Below are 18,286 nucleotides of genomic sequence, written 5' to 3'. Positions count from 1 at the left end.
CCCAATCATTCCCAGACAGAACACAGTCCAAATGTGGGAGGGGGCTTGCTCCCGATGGCGGTGGATCAGTCAGAACATCAGTGCCTGACACTCAGCCATCGGGAGCAAGCCCCCTCCCACAGTTTGGAGCGTGTCACCTGCTGCTTGCGGCGCTCGTCGGTTCTGCGCCAGTGTGTATGCGATCAGCCAGCAACTGCTCTCGTTTCGAACCATCCAGGTCAACGGCCAAGTCGCCGCTCAAGACATTGGCCGAGGCGAGGGTTTCGCTGCGTTTGCAGCGGCGTACGGAGACTAGAGATCACATTTCTCAGGGGTAACCCCAAATCCATGTCGGAATTTTCCTCGCCATTACCCGACTGCACACAAAACCAAATGTGGGAGGGGGCTTGCTCCCGATAGCGGTGGATCAGTCAGAACATCAGTGCCTGACACTCAGCCATCGGGAGCAAGCCCCCTCCCACAGTTTGGAGCGTGTCACCTGCTGCTTGCGGCGCTCGTCGGTTCTGCGCCAGTGTGTATGCGATCAGCCAGCAACTGCTCTCGTTTCGAACCTTCCAGGTCAAAGGCCAAGTCGCCGCTCAAGGCATTGGCCGAGGCGAGGGTTTCGCTGCGTTTGCAGCGGTGTACGGAGACTAGAGATCACATTTCTCAGGGGTAACCCCAAATCCATGTCGGAATTTTCCTCGCCATTACCCGACTGCACACAAAACCAAATGTGGGAGGGGGCTTGCTCCCGATAGCGGTGGATCAGTCAAAACATCAGTGCCTGACACTCAGCCATCGGGAGCAAGCCCCCTCCCACAGTTTGGAGGGTGTCATCCGCTGCGCTCAAGACATTGGCCGAGGCGAGGGTTTCGCTGCGTTTGCAGCGGCGTACGGGGACTAGAGATCACATTTCTCAGGGGTAACCCCAAATCCATGTCGGAATTTTCCTCGCCATTACCCGACTGCACACAAAACCAAATGTGGGAGGGGGCTTGCTCCCGATAGCGGTGGATCAGTCAAAATATCAGTGCCTGACACTCAGCCATCGGGAGCAAGCCCCCTCCCACAGTTTGGAGCGTGTCATCCGCTGCGCTCAAGGCATTGGCCGAGGCGAGGGTTTCGCTGCGTTTGCAGCGGCGTACGGGGACTAGAGATCACATTTCTCAGGGCTAACCCCAAATCCATGTCGGAATTTTCCTCGCCATTACCCGGCTGCACACAAAACCACATTTGAACCGATTCCACCCAGTAGATGCGGTCGCTGGCAAAGTCATCCGAGGCGGAGAACAAAAGTTGGAAGGCTTCTTGCAACCCCGCCTCCAAGTCGCCCTCCAGCGTCAAAACTTTGCTTCAAGGACCCGAGGAATACCGGTGGTAGATCGCTCTCAAATGCTCAACACGGCACGTGGCACCCTGACTGACCTGTCGCGGGGCAATCTGGGTGTGCCGTTGTTGTTGCTGGTGATGCTGGCAATGATGATGTTGCCGATGCCGCCGTTCCTGCTCGATGTGTTCTTCACCTTCAACATTGCCCTGTCCGTCGTCGTGCTGTTGGTTTGCGTGTACGCGCTGCGGCCGCTGGATTTTGCGGTATTCCCCACCATCCTGCTGATTGCGACCCTGTTGCGCCTGGCGCTGAACGTGGCCTCCACACGGGTGGTGATGCTGCACGGCCAGGACGGCCACGCCGCCGCCGGTAAGGTGATCCAGGCGTTCGGTGAGGTGGTGATCGGCGGTAACTACGTGGTCGGTATCGTGGTGTTCGCGATCCTGATGATCATTAACTTCGTGGTGGTGACCAAGGGCGCCGGGCGGATTTCCGAGGTGAGCGCGCGGTTTACCCTCGATGCCATGCCCGGCAAACAGATGGCCATCGACGCCGACCTCAACGCCGGCCTGATCGACCAGAACCAGGCCAAGGCGCGCCGCCTGGAAGTGGCCCAGGAAGCCGAGTTCTACGGCTCCATGGACGGTGCCAGCAAGTTCGTACGCGGTGACGCCATCGCCGGCCTGCTGATTCTGTTTATCAACCTGATCGGCGGCATGGCGGTCGGCATCTTCCAGCACGGCATGACCTTCGGCGATGCGGGCAGGGTGTACGCCTTGCTGACCATCGGTGACGGTTTAGTGGCGCAATTGCCATCACTGTTGTTATCTACAGCGGCAGCCATCATGGTGACCCGTGCTTCGGGCTCCGAAGACATGGGCAAGCAGATCAGCCGCCAGATGTTCGCCTCGCCCAAGGCGCTGGCCGTGGCGGCCGGCATCATGGCGATCATGGGGGTCGTGCCGGGCATGCCCCATGTGTCGTTCCTGAGCATGGCGGCCATGGCGGCCGGTGGGGCTTACCTGTTCTGGCGCAAGCAAAATGCGATCAAGGTTCAAGCCCAGCAGGAAATCGCCCGCCAGCAGGACTTGCTGCCATCGCCGGCTCGCGCCCAGGAAACCAAGGAGTTGGGTTGGGATGACGTGACGCCGATCGACATGATCGGCCTGGAAGTCGGCTACCGCCTTATTCCGCTGGTGGATCGCAACCAGGGTGGCCAATTGCTCGCGCGGATCAAGGGCGTGCGCAAGAAGCTGTCCCAGGACCTGGGCTTCTTGATGCCGACCGTGCATATCCGCGACAACCTCGATTTGGCGCCCAGTGCCTACCGCCTGACCTTGATGGGCGTGATCCTGGCCGAAGCGGAGATTTACCCGGACCGCGAACTGGCGATCAACCCCGGCCAGGTTTTCGGTACGCTGAACGGCATCACCGCCAAAGATCCGGCTTTTGGCCTGGACGCGGTGTGGATCGAAGTCAGCCAGCGCAGCCAGGCGCAATCGCTGGGGTACACCGTGGTCGACGCCAGCACGGTGGTCGCCACGCACCTCAACCAGATTCTGTACAAGCACTCCCACGAGTTGATCGGCCACGAGGAAGTCCAGCAATTGATGGGCTTGCTGGGCAAAGCCTCACCGAAACTGGCCGAAGAGCTGGTGCCGGGCGTGCTGTCGCTGTCGCAATTGCTCAAGGTGTTGCAAGCGCTGTTGGCCGAACAGGTGCCGGTGCGCGACATTCGCAGCATCGCCGAGGCTATCGCCAACAATGCCGCCAAGAGTCAAGATACTGCCGCTCTGGTGGCTGCGGTGCGCGTCGGATTGTCCCGTGCAATCGTGCAAAGCATTGTAGGCATTGAGTCTGAGCTGCCTGTTATCACCTTGGAACCAAGGTTGGAACAAATATTGCTCAATAGTATTCAGAAGGCAGGGCAGGGCCAGGAAGAGGGCGTTCTGCTGGAGCCAAGCATGGCTGAAAAGCTGCAGCGTTCGTTGATCGAAGCGGCGCAGCGCCAGGAAATGGCGGGTCACCCGGTGATTCTGTTGGTGGCAGGGCCGGTCCGAGCGATGTTGTCGCGGTTTGGACGCCTGGCAGTGCCGAATTTGCACGTTTTGGCTTATCAGGAAATTCCTGACAACAAGCAAGTGACTATTGTCGCGACAGTAGGGCCCAACGGCTGAGGTAGTGGGTTATGCAAGTTAAGCGTTTTTTCGCCGCCGATATGCGTCAGGCCATGAAACTGGTACGTGATGAGCTGGGCGCCGACGCCGCGATTATCGGTAACCGTCGTATTGCCGGTGGTGTCGAGTTGACGGCTGCCCTGGACTACACCCCCTCGGCACTGGCCCCGCGCGTGCCGAACATGGAACTTGAGGACGAGCTGCGCAAAACCGCCTCGCGGATTGTGTCGGCCCAGGCTGAACTGAGCATGCGTGGCGACAGCGATGCCACCACCAATCGCCAGTTGTTCGCCGGCCTGCCGCTGACCGCCGCCGAGCCGCTGGTCGAACCGACATTCAAAGAACCGCCGCGTCCTGCAGCGCCAGCCCCGGCCGCTGCCGTTGACCCGCGTGTGTTCGATTCGATGCGCTTTGAACTCAATGGCCTGCGTGAATTGCTGGAAGTGCAGCTTGGCTCTTTAGCGTGGACCCAACTGCAAGGCAGCAAGCCGCAACAAGCCAACCTGTGGCGTCGCCTGCAACGCATCGGCCTGTCTGGGCCGTTGTCTCGCGACCTGCTGGCATTGACCGCCGAAGTCGAAGAGCCTCGCCAAGCCTGGCGCATGCTGCTGGCTCACCTGGCGCGGATGATCGTCACGCCGCAACTGGAACCTTTGGAAGAGGGCGGCGTGATCGCCATGGTCGGCCCGGCCGGCATGGGCAAGACCACCACCCTGGCCAAGCTGGCGGCCCGTTATGTGCTCAAGTACGGCGCGCAAAACCTCGCGCTGGTGAGCATGGACAGCTACCGCATTGGCGCCCAGGAGCAACTCAAGACCCTGGGCCGTATCCTCAATGTACCGGTGACCCACGTCGACCCGGGGCAGTCCCTGGCCAATGCCCTCGACCCGTTGCTGCGCAAGCGCGTGGTGCTGATCGATACCGCCGGCCTGCAAGCCAGCGATCCGGCCCTGCGCATGCAACTGGAAAGCCTGGCCGGGCGTGGTATCAAGTCAAAAAATTACCTGGTGCTTGCAACCACCAGCCAGAAACAAGTTCTTACCGCTGCGTATCACAGCTACAAGCGCTGCGGCCTGGCCGGTTGCATCCTGACTAAACTCGATGAAACCGCGAGCCTCGGCGAGGTGTTGAGCCTGGCCATCAGTCATGAATTACCGGTTGCCTACCTGACCGACGGGCCGCGGATCCCGGATGATTTGCATCTGCCGCGCCGTCATCAGTTGGTCAGCCGTGCCGTCAGTGTGCAAATGCAAGAAGAGCCTAGCGAGGAAGCGATGGCTGACATGTTCGCCGATCTTTACCACCACCCGGCAAAGCGGGTCGGTTGAGGACAGGATGAACACCGTGAAATGTACCTACATCGATGGTCTGCAAGCGATTCACGCGGCCAAGCCATGTAGCCTGCGTCTAAGCAAGACAAGGTAAAGAAATAAAATGGGCAGCATGCATCCCGTACAGGTGATCGCGGTGACCGGCGGCAAGGGTGGCGTCGGGAAAACTAACGTGTCAGTGAATTTGTCCCTGGCCCTGGCAGAGCTTGGCCGTCGCGTCATGCTGCTGGATGCTGACCTGGGCTTGGCGAACGTGGACGTTCTGCTGGGGTTGACCCCCAAGCACACGCTTGCCGATGTGATCGAGGGCCGCTGTGAGCTGCGCGATGTGCTGCTCCAGGGCCCCGGTGGCATTCGTATCGTGCCGGCCGCTTCGGGCACCCAGAGCATGGTGCATCTGAGTCCGGCGCAGCATGCCGGCCTGATCCAGGCATTCAGTGACATCGGCGATAACCTCGACGTGCTGGTGATCGACACCGCTGCCGGGATCGGCGAGTCCGTAGTCAGCTTCGTGCGCGCTGCGCAAGAAGTGCTGCTGGTGGTCTGTGACGAGCCGACCTCGATTACCGACGCCTATGCCCTGATCAAACTGCTTAACCGCGACTACGGCATGAATCGCTTCCGCGTGCTGGCCAACATGGCTCAAAGCCCACAGGAAGGGCGAAACCTGTTCGCCAAGTTGACCAAGGTCACAGATCGCTTCCTCGATGTCGCCTTACAATACGTGGGCGCAGTTCCCTATGACGAGTGTGTGCGCAAGGCTGTGCAAAAGCAGCGCGCAGTCTATGAAGCGTTTCCCCGTTCGAAGTGCGCACTGGCGTTCAAGGCCATTGCCCAGAAGGTCGATACTTGGCCGCTGCCTGCCAACCCTCGAGGGCATCTGGAGTTTTTCGTCGAGCGATTGGTGCATCAGACGAGCGCAGGACCTGTGCTATGACATCCAGCGGCTACAACCTTTACAAGAAGTCGGCACGTGACAGCCAAGGCGAATTGATCGAGCGCTATGCGCCACTGGTCAAGCGCATTGCCTATCACTTGCTGGCACGCCTGCCTGCCAGTGTGCAGGTCGAAGACCTGATCCAGGCTGGCATGATCGGTCTGCTTGAAGTCTCGACCAAATACGACGCGAGCAAAGGTGCGAGTTTCGAGACGTATGCGGGTATCCGTATTCGTGGTGCGATGCTCGATGAAGTCCGTAAAGGCGATTGGGCGCCGCGCTCGGTACACCGCAATACGCGCATGGTCAGTGACGCAATTCGCTCAATTGAAGCAAAAACCGGTCGTGACGCTAAAGATCATGAAGTTGCGGCCGAACTCCAATTGAGTCTCGACGATTACTACGGGATTTTGAACGATACCTTGGGCAGCCGCCTGTTCAGTTTCGACGACCTGCTACAGGACGGCGAACACGAAGGGCTGCACGAGGACGGCGCGAGTGCACATCTTGAACCGTCCCGCGACCTGGAAGATGAGCGTTTCCAGAGTGCGTTGGCGGACGCGATTGCCAATTTGCCGGAGCGTGAGCGCCTGGTGCTGGCGCTGTACTACGACGAAGAGCTGAACCTCAAGGAAATCGGTGAGGTCCTGGGGGTCAGCGAATCGCGTGTCAGCCAACTGCATAGCCAGTGCGCGGCCCGCTTGCGGGGGCGATTGGGAGAGTGGCGCGCGCGCTGACAGGCAGTGTGGGGACACTGCAGACGCTACCGTGACGGCGTATGGCCGTTGCGGGTTCGTACCGTGGTGCCCTGGGCAGTCCTTTTTGTGTAACGCCTGTTGATTGAAATGGCGCGTCCAGGTGCTGGGCGCGTTTAAGACTGCTTGGAGGTCGAATTGGACAAGAACATGAAAATCCTCATCGTTGATGACTTCTCAACGATGCGGCGGATCATAAAAAACCTGTTGCGTGACCTTGGGTTCACCAACACGGTCGAGGCGGATGACGGCATTACGGCGATTCCGATCCTCAACAGCGGGAGCATCGACTTTCTGGTAACCGACTGGAACATGCCGGGCATGACCGGTATCGATTTGCTGCGCCATGTGCGCGCCGATGAAAAACTGCGCAGCCTGCCTGTGCTGATGGTGACCGCCGAAGCCAAGCGTGAACAGATCATCGAAGCCGCCCAAGCCGGGGTCAACGGTTACGTGGTCAAGCCGTTCACGGCGCTGGCCTTGAAAGAGAAGATCGAAAAAATCTTCGAACGCATCGGTCATTGATGCTGCCACGGGGGAGCTATGGAGCATAAAGAATCATCGCAGGCCGATTTCGAGTCGACCCTGAAAAAGCATGCTCACCAGTTGGTCGACAGCCTGGAAAAAGGCCAGTTCGGCGACGCGGTGCAGTTAATCCATGAGCTTAACCAGACCCGTGATCGCGGCCTGTACCAGGAAGTGGGCAAGCTCACGCGCGAGCTGCACAGTGCGATCGTCAATTTTCAGATTGACCCGCACATGCCCCAGGCCGAAGAGATTTCGCAAATCACCGATGCCACTGAGCGCCTGTCCTATGTGGTCAGGCTCACTGAGGCTGCGGCCAACCGCACCATGGACCTGGTGGAAAACGCCACGCCTCTGGTCAACGGCATGGCCACCGAAGCCCAGGCCCTGAGCGTTGACTGGGGCCGCTTCATGCGCCGGGAAGTGGGTGCAGAAGAGTTTCGTGAATTGGCACGTCGGGTCGAAGGCTTCCTGTCGCGCAGCGAACAGGAAAACCGCACGGTTTCCAGCAACCTCAACGACATTCTGCTGGCCCAGGATTACCAGGACCTCACCGGCCAGGTGATCAAGCGTGTGACCCAACTGGTCACCGAAGTGGAAAGCAACTTGCTCAAATTGGTGCTGATGGCCGGCCAGGTTGACCGCTTTGCAGGCATCGAACATGACCGCGAAGCGATCCTCTCGGAAAAAGATCCACAAAAACATCTCGCCAAGGGTGAAGGTCCGCAGATTCATGCCGATAAACGTGAAGACGTTATGTCAGGTCAGGATGACGTAGATGACCTGTTATCCAGTTTAGGCTTCTAAGGAGCACACCCATGAGCTTCGGCGCCGATGAAGAAATCCTTCAGGATTTCCTTGTAGAGGCCGGCGAAATTCTAGAGCAACTGTCCGAACAACTGGTCGAGCTGGAAAGCCGACCGGATGATGCGAACCTGCTCAATGCAATTTTTCGCGGTTTTCACACTGTAAAAGGGGGCGCCGGCTTCCTCCAGCTCCATGAGCTGGTGGAGTGCTGCCACATCGCCGAGAACGTGTTCGACATCCTGCGCAAGGGTGAGCGTCACGTTGACTCGGAATTGATGGACGTGATTCTCGAAGCACTGGATGCGGTCAACGGCATGTTCATTGAGGTGCGCGAACGTGCACCGATCACTGCAGCCACCCCGGAACTGCTGGCCGCCCTGGCGCGCCTGGCGGAGCCTGCCGACACGTCGGCGTCGTCGGTGGCCGAGGCACCTGAGCCGGTTGTCGAAGCTGAACCGGATGTCACGGACAGCGAGTTCGAACAACTGCTCAACTCCCTCAGCGCAGTCAAGGCCGAGGCGCAAGCACCGCAAGCGGCTACTGCGCCTGCCGTGCCCACCAGCGAAGACATTACCGACGCAGAGTTTGAATCCCTGCTCGACCAGTTGCACGGCAAAGGCCAGTTCGCCGCCGACGCCGTGGCACCTGCGGCGACGACAGACGCACCTGTCGCGCCTGCCAGCACCGACATTACCGATGACGAATTCGAAGCCTTGCTGGACCAACTGCATGGCAAGGGCACGTTTGTGGCCGAAGCCCTGCCGGAGGTCGCGGCTACCGCCGCAGCGCCTGCCGCCAGTGCAGCACCTTCCAGTGCCGCGCCGGCCGGTGAAGGGCTGATTTCCGATCACGAATTCGAAGCCCTGTTGGATGAGTTGCACGGCAAGGGCAAGTTCAGCGAAGTGGCGCCAGCCGCTGCGGCGACGGCCACCCCGGTGGCGGCCAAACCTGCACCTGCCAAAGCCCCGGCCGCGAAGCCGGCACCTGCTGCTGCACCTGCACCTGCCCCGGCGCGTGCCGCGGCGGCGCCGGTTGCCGAAAAGCCCGCCAGTGAAGCCGAAACCACCGTGCGCGTCGATACCGCACGCCTGGACGACATCATGAACATGGTCGGTGAACTGGTACTGGTGCGTAACCGCCTGGTGCGCCTGGGCCTGAACAGCGGCGATGAAGCCATGCAAAAGGCCGTGTCGAACCTCGACGTGGTCACCGCTGACTTGCAAACCGCCGTGATGAAAACGCGGATGCAGCCGATCAAGAAAGTCTTCGGCCGTTTCCCGCGCCTGGTGCGTGACCTGGCCCGCCAGCTCAAGAAAGAAATCAACCTGGAACTGGTGGGTGAAGAAACCGACCTCGACAAAAACCTTGTCGAGGCCCTGGCCGACCCGCTGGTCCACTTGGTGCGCAACGCTGTCGACCATGGCGTTGAAACCCCGGAAGAACGCGAAGCTGCGGGCAAGTCCCGCAATGGCAAGGTGATTCTGGCGGCCGAGCAGGAAGGCGACCATATCCTGTTGTCGATTACCGATGACGGCAAAGGCATGGACCCGACCATTCTGCGCAATATCGCGGTCAAGCGTGGCGTGATGGACAAGGATGCTGCCGACCGCCTGACCGATACCGAGTGCTACAACCTGATCTTTGCCCCGGGCTTCTCGACCAAGACCGAGATCTCCGACGTGTCCGGCCGTGGTGTCGGCATGGACGTGGTGAAGACCAAGATCAGCCAGCTCAACGGTTCGATCAATATCTACTCGACCAAGGGCCAGGGCTCCAAGATCGTCATCAAGGTGCCGTTGACCCTGGCGATCATGCCGACCCTGATGGTGATGCTGGGCAACCAGGCGTTTGCCTTCCCGCTGGTCAACGTCAACGAAATCTTCCACCTCGACCTGTCGCGCACCAATGTGGTGGACGGCCAGGAAGTGGTGATCGTACGCGACAAGGCATTGCCACTGTTCTACCTCAAGCGCTGGCTGGTGGCTTCGGCCAAGCATGAGGAACAGCGCGAAGGCCATGTGGTGATTCTGTCCGTGGGTACCCAGCGCATCGGCTTTGTCGTCGATCAACTGGTGGGCCAGGAAGAAGTGGTCATCAAGCCTTTGGGCAAAATGCTGCAGGGAACCCCAGGCATGTCGGGTGCGACCATCACCGGTGACGGTCGGATCGCGTTGATTCTCGATGTTCCGAGCATGCTCAAGCGTTACGCCGCACGGCGTATTTGATTCTGGTGGGGCATGGGCGGTTTTGCCCGCCCCGCCTAACGGAGTGTTTATGGCAGTCAAGGTCCTGGTGGTGGACGATTCGGGTTTCTTCCGCCGCCGCGTCTCGGAAATTCTTTCCGCCGATCCAACGATTCAGGTGGTCGGCACGGCCACCAACGGCAAAGAGGCGATTGATCAAGCCATTGCGTTGAAGCCGGACGTCATCACCATGGACTACGAGATGCCGATGATGGATGGCATCACGGCCGTGCGCCACATCATGCAGCGCTGTCCGACCCCGGTGTTGATGTTCTCCTCGCTGACTCACGAAGGCGCCCGGGTGACCCTGGACGCGCTGGACGCCGGTGCGGTGGACTTCCTGCCGAAGAATTTCGAAGACATCTCGCGCAACCCCGAGAAGGTCAAGCAGATGCTGTGCGAGAAGGTGCACAGCATTTCCCGCAGTAACCGTCGCAGCCTGTTCAGCACGCCAGCCCCGGCCCCAACGCCGGCCCCGGTTGCCGCAGCGGCTGCGCCGAGCTCGTCGTTCGCGCGTGCGGCACCGGCTCCGGTGGCGCGCCCCGCCGTGGCGCCGGTGCGTGCCGCTGCGTCGAGCGCCCATTCGGGGGCGCCCAAGCGCAAGGCTTACAAACTCGTCGCTATCGGTACGTCTACCGGTGGCCCGGTAGCCTTGCAGCGAGTATTGACCCAGTTGCCGGCCAACTTCCCGGCGCCGATTGTGTTGATCCAGCACATGCCGGCCGCGTTCACCAAGGCGTTTGCCGAGCGCCTGGACAAGCTGTGCCGCATCAGCGTCAAGGAAGCCGAGGATGGCGATATCCTGCGTCCTGGCCTGGCGCTGCTGGCGCCGGGTGGTAAGCAGATGATGGTCGATGGCCGTGGCGCGATCAAAATCCTGCCAGGCGATGAGCGCCTTAACTACAAGCCGTGCGTGGATATTACCTTCGGTTCGGCGGCCAAGTCCTACGGCGACAAAGTTCTGGCGGTGGTGCTCACCGGCATGGGCGCCGATGGTCGTGAAGGTGCGCGCCTGCTCAAGCAGGGCGGCAGCGCCATCTGGGCCCAGGACGAAGCCAGTTGCGTGATCTATGGCATGCCCATGGCCATCGTCAAGGCTGACCTGGCCGACGCCGTCTACAGCCTGGACGACATCGGCAAGCATCTGGTGGAGGCTTGCCTCTGATGGATGTCTTGAGCCTGATTGGCATCACGATGGCGTTTGTCGCAATCATTGGCGGCAACTACCTCGAGGGCGGCCATCTGGGCGCCTTGGCCAACGGCCCGGCGGCCCTGATCGTGATTGGCGGCACCGTGGGCGCGGCGCTGTTGCAGTCGCCCCTGAGCTCGTTCAAGCGTGCCATGCAGATTCTGGTGTGGATCATTTTCCCGCCACGTGTCGACCTGCCAGGCGGCATCGACCGTGTGGTCAACTGGAGCCTCACCGCGCGCAAGGAGGGCCTGCTGGGCCTTGAAGGCGTGGCGGATGCCGAACCCGACAGCTACGCGCGCAAGGGCCTGCAATTGCTGGTGGACGGCGCCGAGCCGGAAGCGATTCGCAGCATCCTGGAAGTGGACTTCTACACCCAGGAAAGCCGCGACATCAACGCCGCCAAAGTCTTCGAGAGCATGGGCGGCTATGCGCCGACCATCGGCATCATCGGTGCGGTGATGGGCCTGATCCACGTGATGGGCAACCTGGCCGATCCGTCGCAACTGGGCAGCGGCATTGCCGTGGCGTTCGTCGCGACCATCTATGGTGTTGCGAGCGCCAACCTGGTGCTGTTGCCGGTGGCCAGCAAGCTCAAGTCGATTGCCATGCGCCAGTCCCGTTATCGCGAGATGTTGCTTGAGGGCATCCTGTCGATTGCCGAGGGTGAGAACCCACGCTCTATTGAACTGAAGCTCCAGGGCTTCATGGATTGATGGGTATGAACCGTGTAGGAGCGAGCTTGCTCGCGAAAAACGTCAACGATAACGCGTGCATCCTGGATGAGCGCGTTGCCCTTGCGTCTTTCGCGAGCGAGCTCGCTCCTACAGTGGGGTCGGTGTGTGGAGGGGAGTGCCTGTGAGCCGTCGCCGTCGCGAGCCCGAAGAACACGTCAATCATGAGCGCTGGCTGGTGTCCTACGCGGACTTCATCACCTTGTTGTTCGCGTTTTTCGTGGTGATGTACTCCATCTCGTCGATCAACGAAGGCAAATACAAAGTCATTTCCCAGGCCCTGATCGGTGTGTTCAGCGACACCGACCGTGCCCTCAAGCCGATCCCCATCGGCGAGGAGCGGCCCAAGACCGTGACCCCGGCCAAGCCGTTGGTCAGCGACAGCGATGAAACCGCTGCCGGCATCGGTGGCACCAGCGACCCGCTCAAAAGCATCGCCGACGATATCAGCGCCGCGTTTGGCGACCTGATCAGTTCCAACCAGATGACCGTGCGCGGCAATGAGCTATGGGTGGAGATCGAGCTGAACTCCAGCCTGCTGTTCGCCAGTGCCGATGCCTTGCCGAGCGATCAGGCGTTTACCATCATCGACAAGGTGGCGGCGATCCTCAAACCGTTTGAAAACCCGATTCACGTCGAAGGCTTTACCGACAATTTCCCGATCAGCACCGCGCAGTATCCGACCAACTGGGAGCTGTCATCGGCGCGTGCGTCGAGCATTGTGCGCATGTTGGCGATGCAGGGGGTGAACCCACAGCGCCTGGCGTCGGTCGGCTATGGTGAATTCCAGCCGGTGGCCAATAACGCCACCGCCGAAGGCCGCGCGCGCAACCGCCGTGTGGTGCTGGTGGTGTCACGCAACCTGGATGTGCGCCGCAGCCTGACTGGCACCGGCACCGCCAATGCAACACCGGATGCGGCATTGAAGCGGGCTGGCACACAAACTGCACCGCCAACCGTTAAGCCGCCGGTTCGTCAGAGCGCCGTCAATTCTCCGTCGCCGGCCCAATAACCTTATGCAATGTCTCGGTCGCGCCTATGCCCACCGGGAGGAACCCACTGAATGAGAGTCTGGGCAGTTGCCAATCAAAAGGGTGGAGTCGGCAAGACCACCACCTCCATCGCCTTAGCCGGCTTGCTGGCAGAGGCGGGCAAGCGCGTGGTCGTGGTCGATCTGGACCCTCACGGCTCCATGACCAGCTATTTCGGCTACGACCCGGATGCGCTGGAGCACAGCTGCTATGACCTGTTCTTGCACAAGGGCAGCGTACCGGCAGACTTGCCTGGGCAATTGCTGCTGCCCACCAGCAACGAAAGTATTTCCCTGCTGCCGTCGAGCACCGCCCTGGCCACCCTTGAGCGCCAGTCGCCGGGGCAAAGCGGCTTGGGCCTGGTGATTGCCAAGACCCTGGCGCAGCTATGGCAGGACTTCGATTACGCGATTATCGACAGCCCGCCGTTGCTCGGTGTGCTGATGGTCAACGCTTTGGCGGCCAGCCAGCAGTTGGTGATCCCGGTGCAGACCGAGCACCTGGCGGTCAAGGGCCTGGAACGCATGGTCAGTACCCTGGCGATGATCAACCGCTCACGCAAGCAGGCGTTGCCGTTCAGTATCGTGCCGACCTTGTTCGACCGCCGCACCCAGGCGTCCCTGGGGACTTTGCGCGTGTTGCGTGACGCTTATCCGGACACCATCTGGCAAGGCTACATTCCGGTGGACACGCGGCTGCGTGATGCCAGCCGAGCGGGCCTCACGCCTTCGCAATTCGATGGAAAAAGCCGTGGTGTGCTGGCCTATCGCGCCTTACTCAAGCACTTGCTGTCGCAACAGCTTGTGGCGCAGGTCGCGTGATGAATCGTCCCGTCGAACTCAAGACCCGGCCGCAACTGGCACTGGAGTCCTACCTGGACGCCTTGCTGCAGGAAGCGACCGCAGAGGAACTGCCAGAACCGATCCTGGTACTCGAGCCCGCCGTAGAACCGCAAGGCACACTGGATGAATTCCAGTTGGCGGTCCTGGAAGAGCAGGCGCGTGATGCACACGTCGTGGCCGTGCCTGAAGTGGTCCCGATCGCGCCTGCCGTGGTGGAATCGACGGTGGTCGAACCGGTGGTGGAGGTCCACCTGCCACCCAGCATTACGCCGCCGCCGGTCACTGCTGATGGTCGCCCGTCATGGGCCGCCGAGCCGTTCGAATGCCTGCTGTTCGACGTCGCCGGGCTGACCCTGGCAGTACCGTTGGTGTGCCTGGGATCGATCTATTCCCTGGAAGGCCAGGAGCTGACACCGTTGTTCGGGCAACCGGAGTGGTTCCTCGGCATCCTGCCGAGCCAGGCCGGCAACCTCAAGGTGCTGGACACCGCGCGCTGGGTAATGCCCGACCGCTACCGCGACGACTTCCGCCAGGGTTTGCAATACGTGATCTCGGTGCAGGGCTACGAGTGGGGGCTGGCGGTGCATCAGGTCAGCCGCTCATTGCGCCTGGATCCCAACGAAATCAAATGGCGTAGCCACCGTGGCCAGCGGCCGTGGTTGGCGGGCACCGTGATCGAACACATGTGCGCATTGCTGGACGTGGCAGAACTGGCCGAGTTGATCGCCAGCGGTGCGGTCAAGGCAATGGCGCCGAACAAACGCAGTTGATTGAACAAATAGGGCCGCCTGTGAGTGCGGTCAGAGAAGAACACACGCCGTGTCGAACGGCATTTGAAGGGGTCAGAGAGATGAATAAGTCAGCGTCCGCACAAGGTTTGGATGATCCGATCCTGCAATGGGTGACCTTCAAACTGGACAACGAGTCCTATGGCATCAACGTCATGCGCGTGCAGGAAGTGCTGCGCTACACCGAGATCGCGCCGGTCCCGGGTGCGCCAAGCTACGTGCTGGGCATCATTAACCTGCGCGGCAACGTGGTCACGGTGATCGACACCCGCCAGCGCTTTGGCCTGGTGCCCACTGAAGTCAACGACAACACCCGTATCGTCATCATCGAGGCCGACAAGCAAGTGGTCGGGATCATGGTCGACAGCGTGGCCGAAGTGGTTTACCTGCGCCAATCGGAAGTGGAAACCGCGCCGAACGTCGGTAACGAAGAATCCGCCAAGTTCATCCAGGGCGTGTGCAACAAGAACGGCGAACTGCTGATTCTGGTTGAGCTGGACAAGATGATGAGCGAAGAAGAATGGTCGGAACTGGAGAGCATCTGATTGTTCCTTGAGGCGGCGGTGATTGTTCTGGCCCTGTTGTGGGCCGGGACGCTGGCATTCCTGCTGCGCTACATGCGCCAGCAACGCGAGTTGGCCTTGCAACAGGCTGAGCGCGATGCCGTGCGCGACCGGCGCGTTCTGGACGTGGTCAAGCGCGTTGATCACTTCCAGCAGAGCGCGGTGCGGGTAGGGGATGAAGTGCATGAACTGCGCGCGATCCTCGGGCCGTTGCCGGACAAGCTGGCGCAGTTGGAACAGCGTGATCCTTCGAGCCTGTCGTTTGCCCAGGCCGCCAAGTTGGTGGGCATGGGCGCGACCGTGGATGAGCTGACGCAGTCGTGTGGGTTGACCCAGGCTGAGGCGCAGTTGATGAGTAAGTTGCATAAGAACTGACCGGTCTTGCCTGTCGATCTCGGTTCAAATGTGGGAGGGGGCTTGCTCCCTCATTTGGATCTGCCGGCGTTTTAATTTTCCATCCCACAGACTTTTTTCCCCTGCCCAAAGGTCAACATCCTTCATGTACCTTTGACCCAGGAGATTCCCCGCAATGAGCACCCCCAAGGCACTGTTAATCCTTCACGGCAAGCAAGCCCTCAACGAGGAGGTGCGCGCTGCCGTGCTCGCCCGGCGCGAGCAGGGTTGGGAGCTGGCGGTGCGGGTGACCTGGGAGGGCGGCGATGCCCAGCGCCTGGTCAACGAGGCGCTGGAGGGCGGGTATACGCACATCATCGCCGGCGGCGGCGACGGCACCCTGCGCGATGTAGCCGAGGCGATGGTGCTGGCCAAGACCGATGCCGGCCTGGTGCTGATGCCGCTGGGCACCGCCAACGATTTCGCCCGCGCCGCCGGTGTGCCATTGCAACCGGCAGACGCCCTGGCACTGCTGGACGTCGCCCCCAAGGCCATCGACCTCGGCCAGGTCGGCGGGCAGGTCTTCCTCAATATGGCCACTGGCGGCTTTGGCAGCCAGGTCACCGCCAACACCTCCGAAGATTTGAAAAAAGTGCTCGGTGGCGCCGCTTACCTGTTCACCGGCCTGACACGCTTCAGTGAGTTGAAGGCCGCCTATGGCGAGCTGGAAGGGCCGGGGTTTCACTGGAAAGGTGACTTGCTCGCACTGGGTATCGGCAACGGTCGCCAGGCCGGTGGCGGGCACGTGTTGTGCCCGGGAGCATTGGCCGATGATGGCTTGCTGGATATCAGCATCTTGCCGGCGCCTCAGGAAGTGGTCGGCACCTTGCTGACCCTGATGAGTGACGGCTGGGGCCTGGACACGATGTTTGTGCGGGCGCGACTGCCCTGGGTCGAGATCAAAGTGGCCGAAGGGCTGTACATCAACTTGGACGGCGAACCGTTGAAAGGCGATGACCTGCGCTTCTGCGCCTTACCCAAGGCCCTGCGCGTGCACCTGCCACTGGGCTCGCCGCTAGTCGTCCAGGCTGATGATCTGCTCGCGAACGGCGAATAACACCAGGCCGGCCACGTCGAATATCTGCAAGCGCTTCATGATCTGCGAGCGGTGTGCTTCGACGGTCTTGATGCTCAGGCCCAGGCCCAGGGCAATTTCCCGGGTGGACTTGCCGCGTACGATCAAGCGCAGGATTTCCAGCTGGCGCGCCGTGAGGTTATGGCTGTGGGCGACGGGCACGTAGGGCCCCTGGCTGCGGATCAGCGCCTGATTGATCACCGTGTGGGCAATGGCGGGGCTCAGGTAGCGCTCGTTGTTGCGCAGGGCCAGCAGCGCGTGTTCCAGCTCGTTGGCGGTGGTGTCCTTGAGCAGGTAGCCGTGGGCGCCGGACTCCAGCGCGCGCATGATCAGCTCGGGGTCGGTGTGCATCGACAGGATCAGCACCTTGCTCTTGGGGTAGGCGCTCTTGAGTTGCTGCAAGGCATCCAGGCCGCCGGTGTGTTTCATCGACAGGTCCAGCAAGACGATATCCGGCTGCAAGGCGCTGAATGACTCCAGCAATTGCGCACCGTCGCTGGCTTCGCCGATCACGGCGTAGCCTGGAATATCCTGGATCAACGCGCGTACGCCGGCGCGAATCAGGGCGTGGTCATCCACCAGGAGTAAATTGCAGGTCACTCGAGAACCTTAGGGGCGCTGGCCCGTTGGAGGGCGCGGGGCGCCCAGGGGAAAAGCGCTTCGATCCGCGTCCCTTTGCCTGGCTGGCTGCTGACGGACAAGTTGCCCCCCAGTTGATCTATCCGCTCGGACATACCCGCCATGCCCCGTTGGCCTTCCCTGCCAGGGTTGATGGCGGGCGAGAAACCCAGGCCGTCATCGCAGATCATCAGCGACAGGCCCTCGGGCAGGCGTTGCAGGCGCACCAGCAAATTATGCGCCTGGGCGTGACGGAGCATGTTGGTCACGGCTTCCTGGGTGATGCGAAAGGCCGCCACGGCCGTTTCTTCGGGGATACCGGTCAACCGCTGCTGGCATTCCAGGCTCCAGCTTACCTGGGTGTTTTCCAGGGTCTTGAGCAAGTGCGCGCGCAGGCTGGCTTCCAGGCCCAGGCTGGCCAATTGGCGCGGGTTGAGGATGGCGGACACGTCGCGCACCTTGGCCAGGGTTTCAGTGAGGGTGTTGCACAGCACCGAGCATTGGCTTTGCAGGTCTTGCGGCAAGCGGCGTTGCAGCCATTCGCTTTGCAGCTTGGCGGCGGTCAGCAGTTGGCCGATATCGTCGTGCAGTTCGCGACTGAGGCGATGGCGCTCGTTTTCCTGGACTTGCAGCAGGCGGTCGGCCAACTCCTGGGGCTGGAACTTGATGGATTTACGCGAACTCCACTGTTGCAGACCCACCACCACCCATGTAGCCAGGTTGAGTATCAGGACCACTAACGGCAGCGGCGCCGCTTGCAGGTACGCCCACAGGCTGACCGACAGCGAGCACAGGCACAGGGCAATGATGATGCGACGAGCATGGCGGCGGGGCACGGACCTTGCGATAAGTGACTTGAGGCTGGCGTACATAGCGGATGGAGCCAATGAGGGTTCGCGGCTGGAAGACCGGTCACGGCGGCTGACGGGGCTCTGTTGGGAATGCGGTGCCGAATCGTTGTTATCC

20 protein-coding genes are annotated in these 18,286 nt (G+C 61.0%); 17 read left to right on the top strand and 3 right to left on the bottom strand.

Going from position 1 to position 18,286, the window contains the following annotated elements:
- The first annotated feature begins 130 nt into the window (after positions 1-130).
- A complete protein-coding gene (locus tag M5B43_RS16365; RefSeq protein WP_248751064.1) occupies positions 131-295 on the top strand; it encodes a hypothetical protein in 165 nt (54 codons plus the stop codon).
- 176 nt (positions 296-471) lie between these two features.
- On the top strand, positions 472-636 hold the full coding sequence (locus tag M5B43_RS16360) for a hypothetical protein (protein WP_248751063.1): 165 nt from the start codon (positions 472-474) through the stop codon (positions 634-636).
- A 429-nt stretch (positions 637-1,065) separates the two neighbouring features.
- Here the strand turns inward: M5B43_RS16360 and M5B43_RS16355 are convergent, their stop codons facing one another.
- On the bottom strand, positions 1,066-1,296 hold the full coding sequence (locus M5B43_RS16355) for a hypothetical protein (protein ID WP_248751062.1): 231 nt from the start codon (positions 1,294-1,296) through the stop codon (positions 1,066-1,068).
- A 78-nt stretch (positions 1,297-1,374) separates the two neighbouring features.
- Here M5B43_RS16355 and flhA point away from each other — a divergent pair, with 78 nt between their 5' ends.
- The 15 genes from flhA to yegS all read left to right on the top strand — a co-directional run bounded on the left by flhA (position 1,375) and on the right by yegS (position 16,684).
- Positions 1,375-3,489 (top strand): flagellar biosynthesis protein FlhA, encoded by a 2,115-nt coding sequence (flhA, locus tag M5B43_RS16350; protein WP_248751098.1) that lies wholly within the window; start codon positions 1,375-1,377, stop codon positions 3,487-3,489.
- Between the two features lie 11 nt (positions 3,490-3,500).
- The gene (gene flhF / locus M5B43_RS16345) at positions 3,501-4,817 is read left to right on the top strand and encodes a flagellar biosynthesis protein FlhF (protein WP_248751061.1); all 1,317 of its coding nucleotides are present in this window, start codon (positions 3,501-3,503) and stop codon (positions 4,815-4,817) included.
- A gap of 106 nt (positions 4,818-4,923) precedes the next feature.
- On the top strand, positions 4,924-5,757 hold the full coding sequence (gene fleN, locus M5B43_RS16340) for a flagellar synthesis regulator FleN (protein WP_003192912.1): 834 nt from the start codon (positions 4,924-4,926) through the stop codon (positions 5,755-5,757).
- Entirely contained in the window at positions 5,754-6,494 is a 741-nt protein-coding gene (gene fliA, locus M5B43_RS16335) for an RNA polymerase sigma factor FliA (protein WP_169353512.1), read from the top strand. The genes fleN and fliA overlap by 4 nt, the downstream gene beginning before the upstream one ends.
- Before the next feature lie 168 nt (positions 6,495-6,662).
- Positions 6,663-7,037, top strand: coding sequence for a chemotaxis response regulator CheY (locus M5B43_RS16330; RefSeq protein ID WP_005790040.1), 375 nt, complete (start codon positions 6,663-6,665; stop codon positions 7,035-7,037).
- An 18-nt stretch (positions 7,038-7,055) separates the two neighbouring features.
- Entirely contained in the window at positions 7,056-7,844 is a 789-nt protein-coding gene (locus tag M5B43_RS16325; protein ID WP_248751060.1) for a protein phosphatase CheZ, read from the top strand.
- Between the two features lie 11 nt (positions 7,845-7,855).
- Complete coding sequence (locus M5B43_RS16320) at positions 7,856-10,069, top strand: chemotaxis protein CheA (protein WP_248751059.1); 2,214 nt, start codon at positions 7,856-7,858, stop codon at positions 10,067-10,069.
- Between the two features lie 49 nt (positions 10,070-10,118).
- Positions 10,119-11,252, top strand: a complete 1,134-nt coding sequence (locus M5B43_RS16315; protein WP_248751058.1) for a chemotaxis response regulator protein-glutamate methylesterase — start codon at positions 10,119-10,121, stop codon at positions 11,250-11,252.
- The gene (locus tag M5B43_RS16310) at positions 11,252-11,992 is read left to right on the top strand and encodes a flagellar motor protein (RefSeq protein WP_005790033.1); all 741 of its coding nucleotides are present in this window, start codon (positions 11,252-11,254) and stop codon (positions 11,990-11,992) included. The genes M5B43_RS16315 and M5B43_RS16310 overlap by 1 nt, the downstream gene beginning before the upstream one ends.
- 142 nt (positions 11,993-12,134) lie before the next feature.
- The gene (gene motD, locus M5B43_RS16305) at positions 12,135-13,022 is read left to right on the top strand and encodes a flagellar motor protein MotD (RefSeq protein WP_248751057.1); all 888 of its coding nucleotides are present in this window, start codon (positions 12,135-12,137) and stop codon (positions 13,020-13,022) included.
- Between the two features lie 51 nt (positions 13,023-13,073).
- Complete coding sequence (locus M5B43_RS16300) at positions 13,074-13,862, top strand: ParA family protein (RefSeq protein WP_177000081.1); 789 nt, start codon at positions 13,074-13,076, stop codon at positions 13,860-13,862.
- Complete coding sequence (locus tag M5B43_RS16295; RefSeq protein WP_248751056.1) at positions 13,862-14,653, top strand: CheW domain-containing protein; 792 nt, start codon at positions 13,862-13,864, stop codon at positions 14,651-14,653. The genes M5B43_RS16300 and M5B43_RS16295 overlap by 1 nt, the downstream gene beginning before the upstream one ends.
- Positions 14,654-14,733: 80 nt before the next feature.
- Positions 14,734-15,216: a chemotaxis protein CheW gene (locus tag M5B43_RS16290; RefSeq protein ID WP_010564003.1), complete on the top strand. Its 483-nt coding sequence runs from the start codon at positions 14,734-14,736 to the stop codon at positions 15,214-15,216.
- A complete protein-coding gene (locus M5B43_RS16285; protein WP_248751055.1) occupies positions 15,217-15,609 on the top strand; it encodes a DUF2802 domain-containing protein in 393 nt (130 codons plus the stop codon). It abuts the gene before it with no gap.
- A gap of 154 nt (positions 15,610-15,763) precedes the next feature.
- Positions 15,764-16,684 (top strand): lipid kinase YegS, encoded by a 921-nt coding sequence (gene yegS, locus M5B43_RS16280; protein WP_248751054.1) that lies wholly within the window; start codon positions 15,764-15,766, stop codon positions 16,682-16,684.
- Here the strand turns inward: yegS and M5B43_RS16275 are convergent.
- Positions 16,643-17,302 (bottom strand): response regulator transcription factor, encoded by a 660-nt coding sequence (locus tag M5B43_RS16275; RefSeq protein ID WP_248751053.1) that lies wholly within the window; start codon positions 17,300-17,302, stop codon positions 16,643-16,645. The genes yegS and M5B43_RS16275 overlap by 42 nt on opposite strands.
- Positions 17,299-18,192, bottom strand: coding sequence for a sensor histidine kinase (locus tag M5B43_RS16270; protein WP_248751097.1), 894 nt, complete (start codon positions 18,190-18,192; stop codon positions 17,299-17,301). Before M5B43_RS16270 ends, M5B43_RS16275 begins: the two co-directional genes overlap by 4 nt.
- Between the last annotated feature and the right edge of the window lie 94 nt (positions 18,193-18,286).

The sequence above is a fragment of the Pseudomonas sp. MWU15-20650 genome, from assembly GCF_023242475.1.
Lineage (GTDB): Bacteria > Pseudomonadota > Gammaproteobacteria > Pseudomonadales > Pseudomonadaceae > Aquipseudomonas.
Note: the sequence above shows the minus strand (reverse complement) of the source record. Positions and strands in the feature narration are given on the sequence as shown.

Excerpts from the sequence above, each read along its gene's own strand:
- flhA (WP_248751098.1), top strand. The coding sequence starts at position 1,375 with ATGCTCAACACGGCACGTGGCACCCTGACTGACCTGTCGCGGGGCAAT.
- flhF (WP_248751061.1), top strand. The coding sequence starts at position 3,501 with ATGCAAGTTAAGCGTTTTTTCGCCGCCGATATGCGTCAGGCCATGAAA.
- fleN (WP_003192912.1), top strand. The coding sequence starts at position 4,924 with ATGGGCAGCATGCATCCCGTACAGGTGATCGCGGTGACCGGCGGCAAG.
- fliA (WP_169353512.1), top strand. The coding sequence starts at position 5,754 with ATGACATCCAGCGGCTACAACCTTTACAAGAAGTCGGCACGTGACAGC.
- M5B43_RS16330 (WP_005790040.1), top strand. The coding sequence starts at position 6,663 with ATGAAAATCCTCATCGTTGATGACTTCTCAACGATGCGGCGGATCATA.
- M5B43_RS16325 (WP_248751060.1), top strand. The coding sequence starts at position 7,056 with ATGGAGCATAAAGAATCATCGCAGGCCGATTTCGAGTCGACCCTGAAA.
- M5B43_RS16320 (WP_248751059.1), top strand. The coding sequence starts at position 7,856 with ATGAGCTTCGGCGCCGATGAAGAAATCCTTCAGGATTTCCTTGTAGAG.
- M5B43_RS16315 (WP_248751058.1), top strand. The coding sequence starts at position 10,119 with ATGGCAGTCAAGGTCCTGGTGGTGGACGATTCGGGTTTCTTCCGCCGC.
- M5B43_RS16310 (WP_005790033.1), top strand. The coding sequence starts at position 11,252 with ATGGATGTCTTGAGCCTGATTGGCATCACGATGGCGTTTGTCGCAATC.
- M5B43_RS16300 (WP_177000081.1), top strand. The coding sequence starts at position 13,074 with ATGAGAGTCTGGGCAGTTGCCAATCAAAAGGGTGGAGTCGGCAAGACC.
- M5B43_RS16295 (WP_248751056.1), top strand. The coding sequence starts at position 13,862 with ATGAATCGTCCCGTCGAACTCAAGACCCGGCCGCAACTGGCACTGGAG.
- M5B43_RS16290 (WP_010564003.1), top strand. The coding sequence starts at position 14,734 with ATGAATAAGTCAGCGTCCGCACAAGGTTTGGATGATCCGATCCTGCAA.
- yegS (WP_248751054.1), top strand. The coding sequence starts at position 15,764 with ATGAGCACCCCCAAGGCACTGTTAATCCTTCACGGCAAGCAAGCCCTC.
- M5B43_RS16270 (WP_248751097.1), bottom strand. The coding sequence starts at position 18,192 with ATGTACGCCAGCCTCAAGTCACTTATCGCAAGGTCCGTGCCCCGCCGC.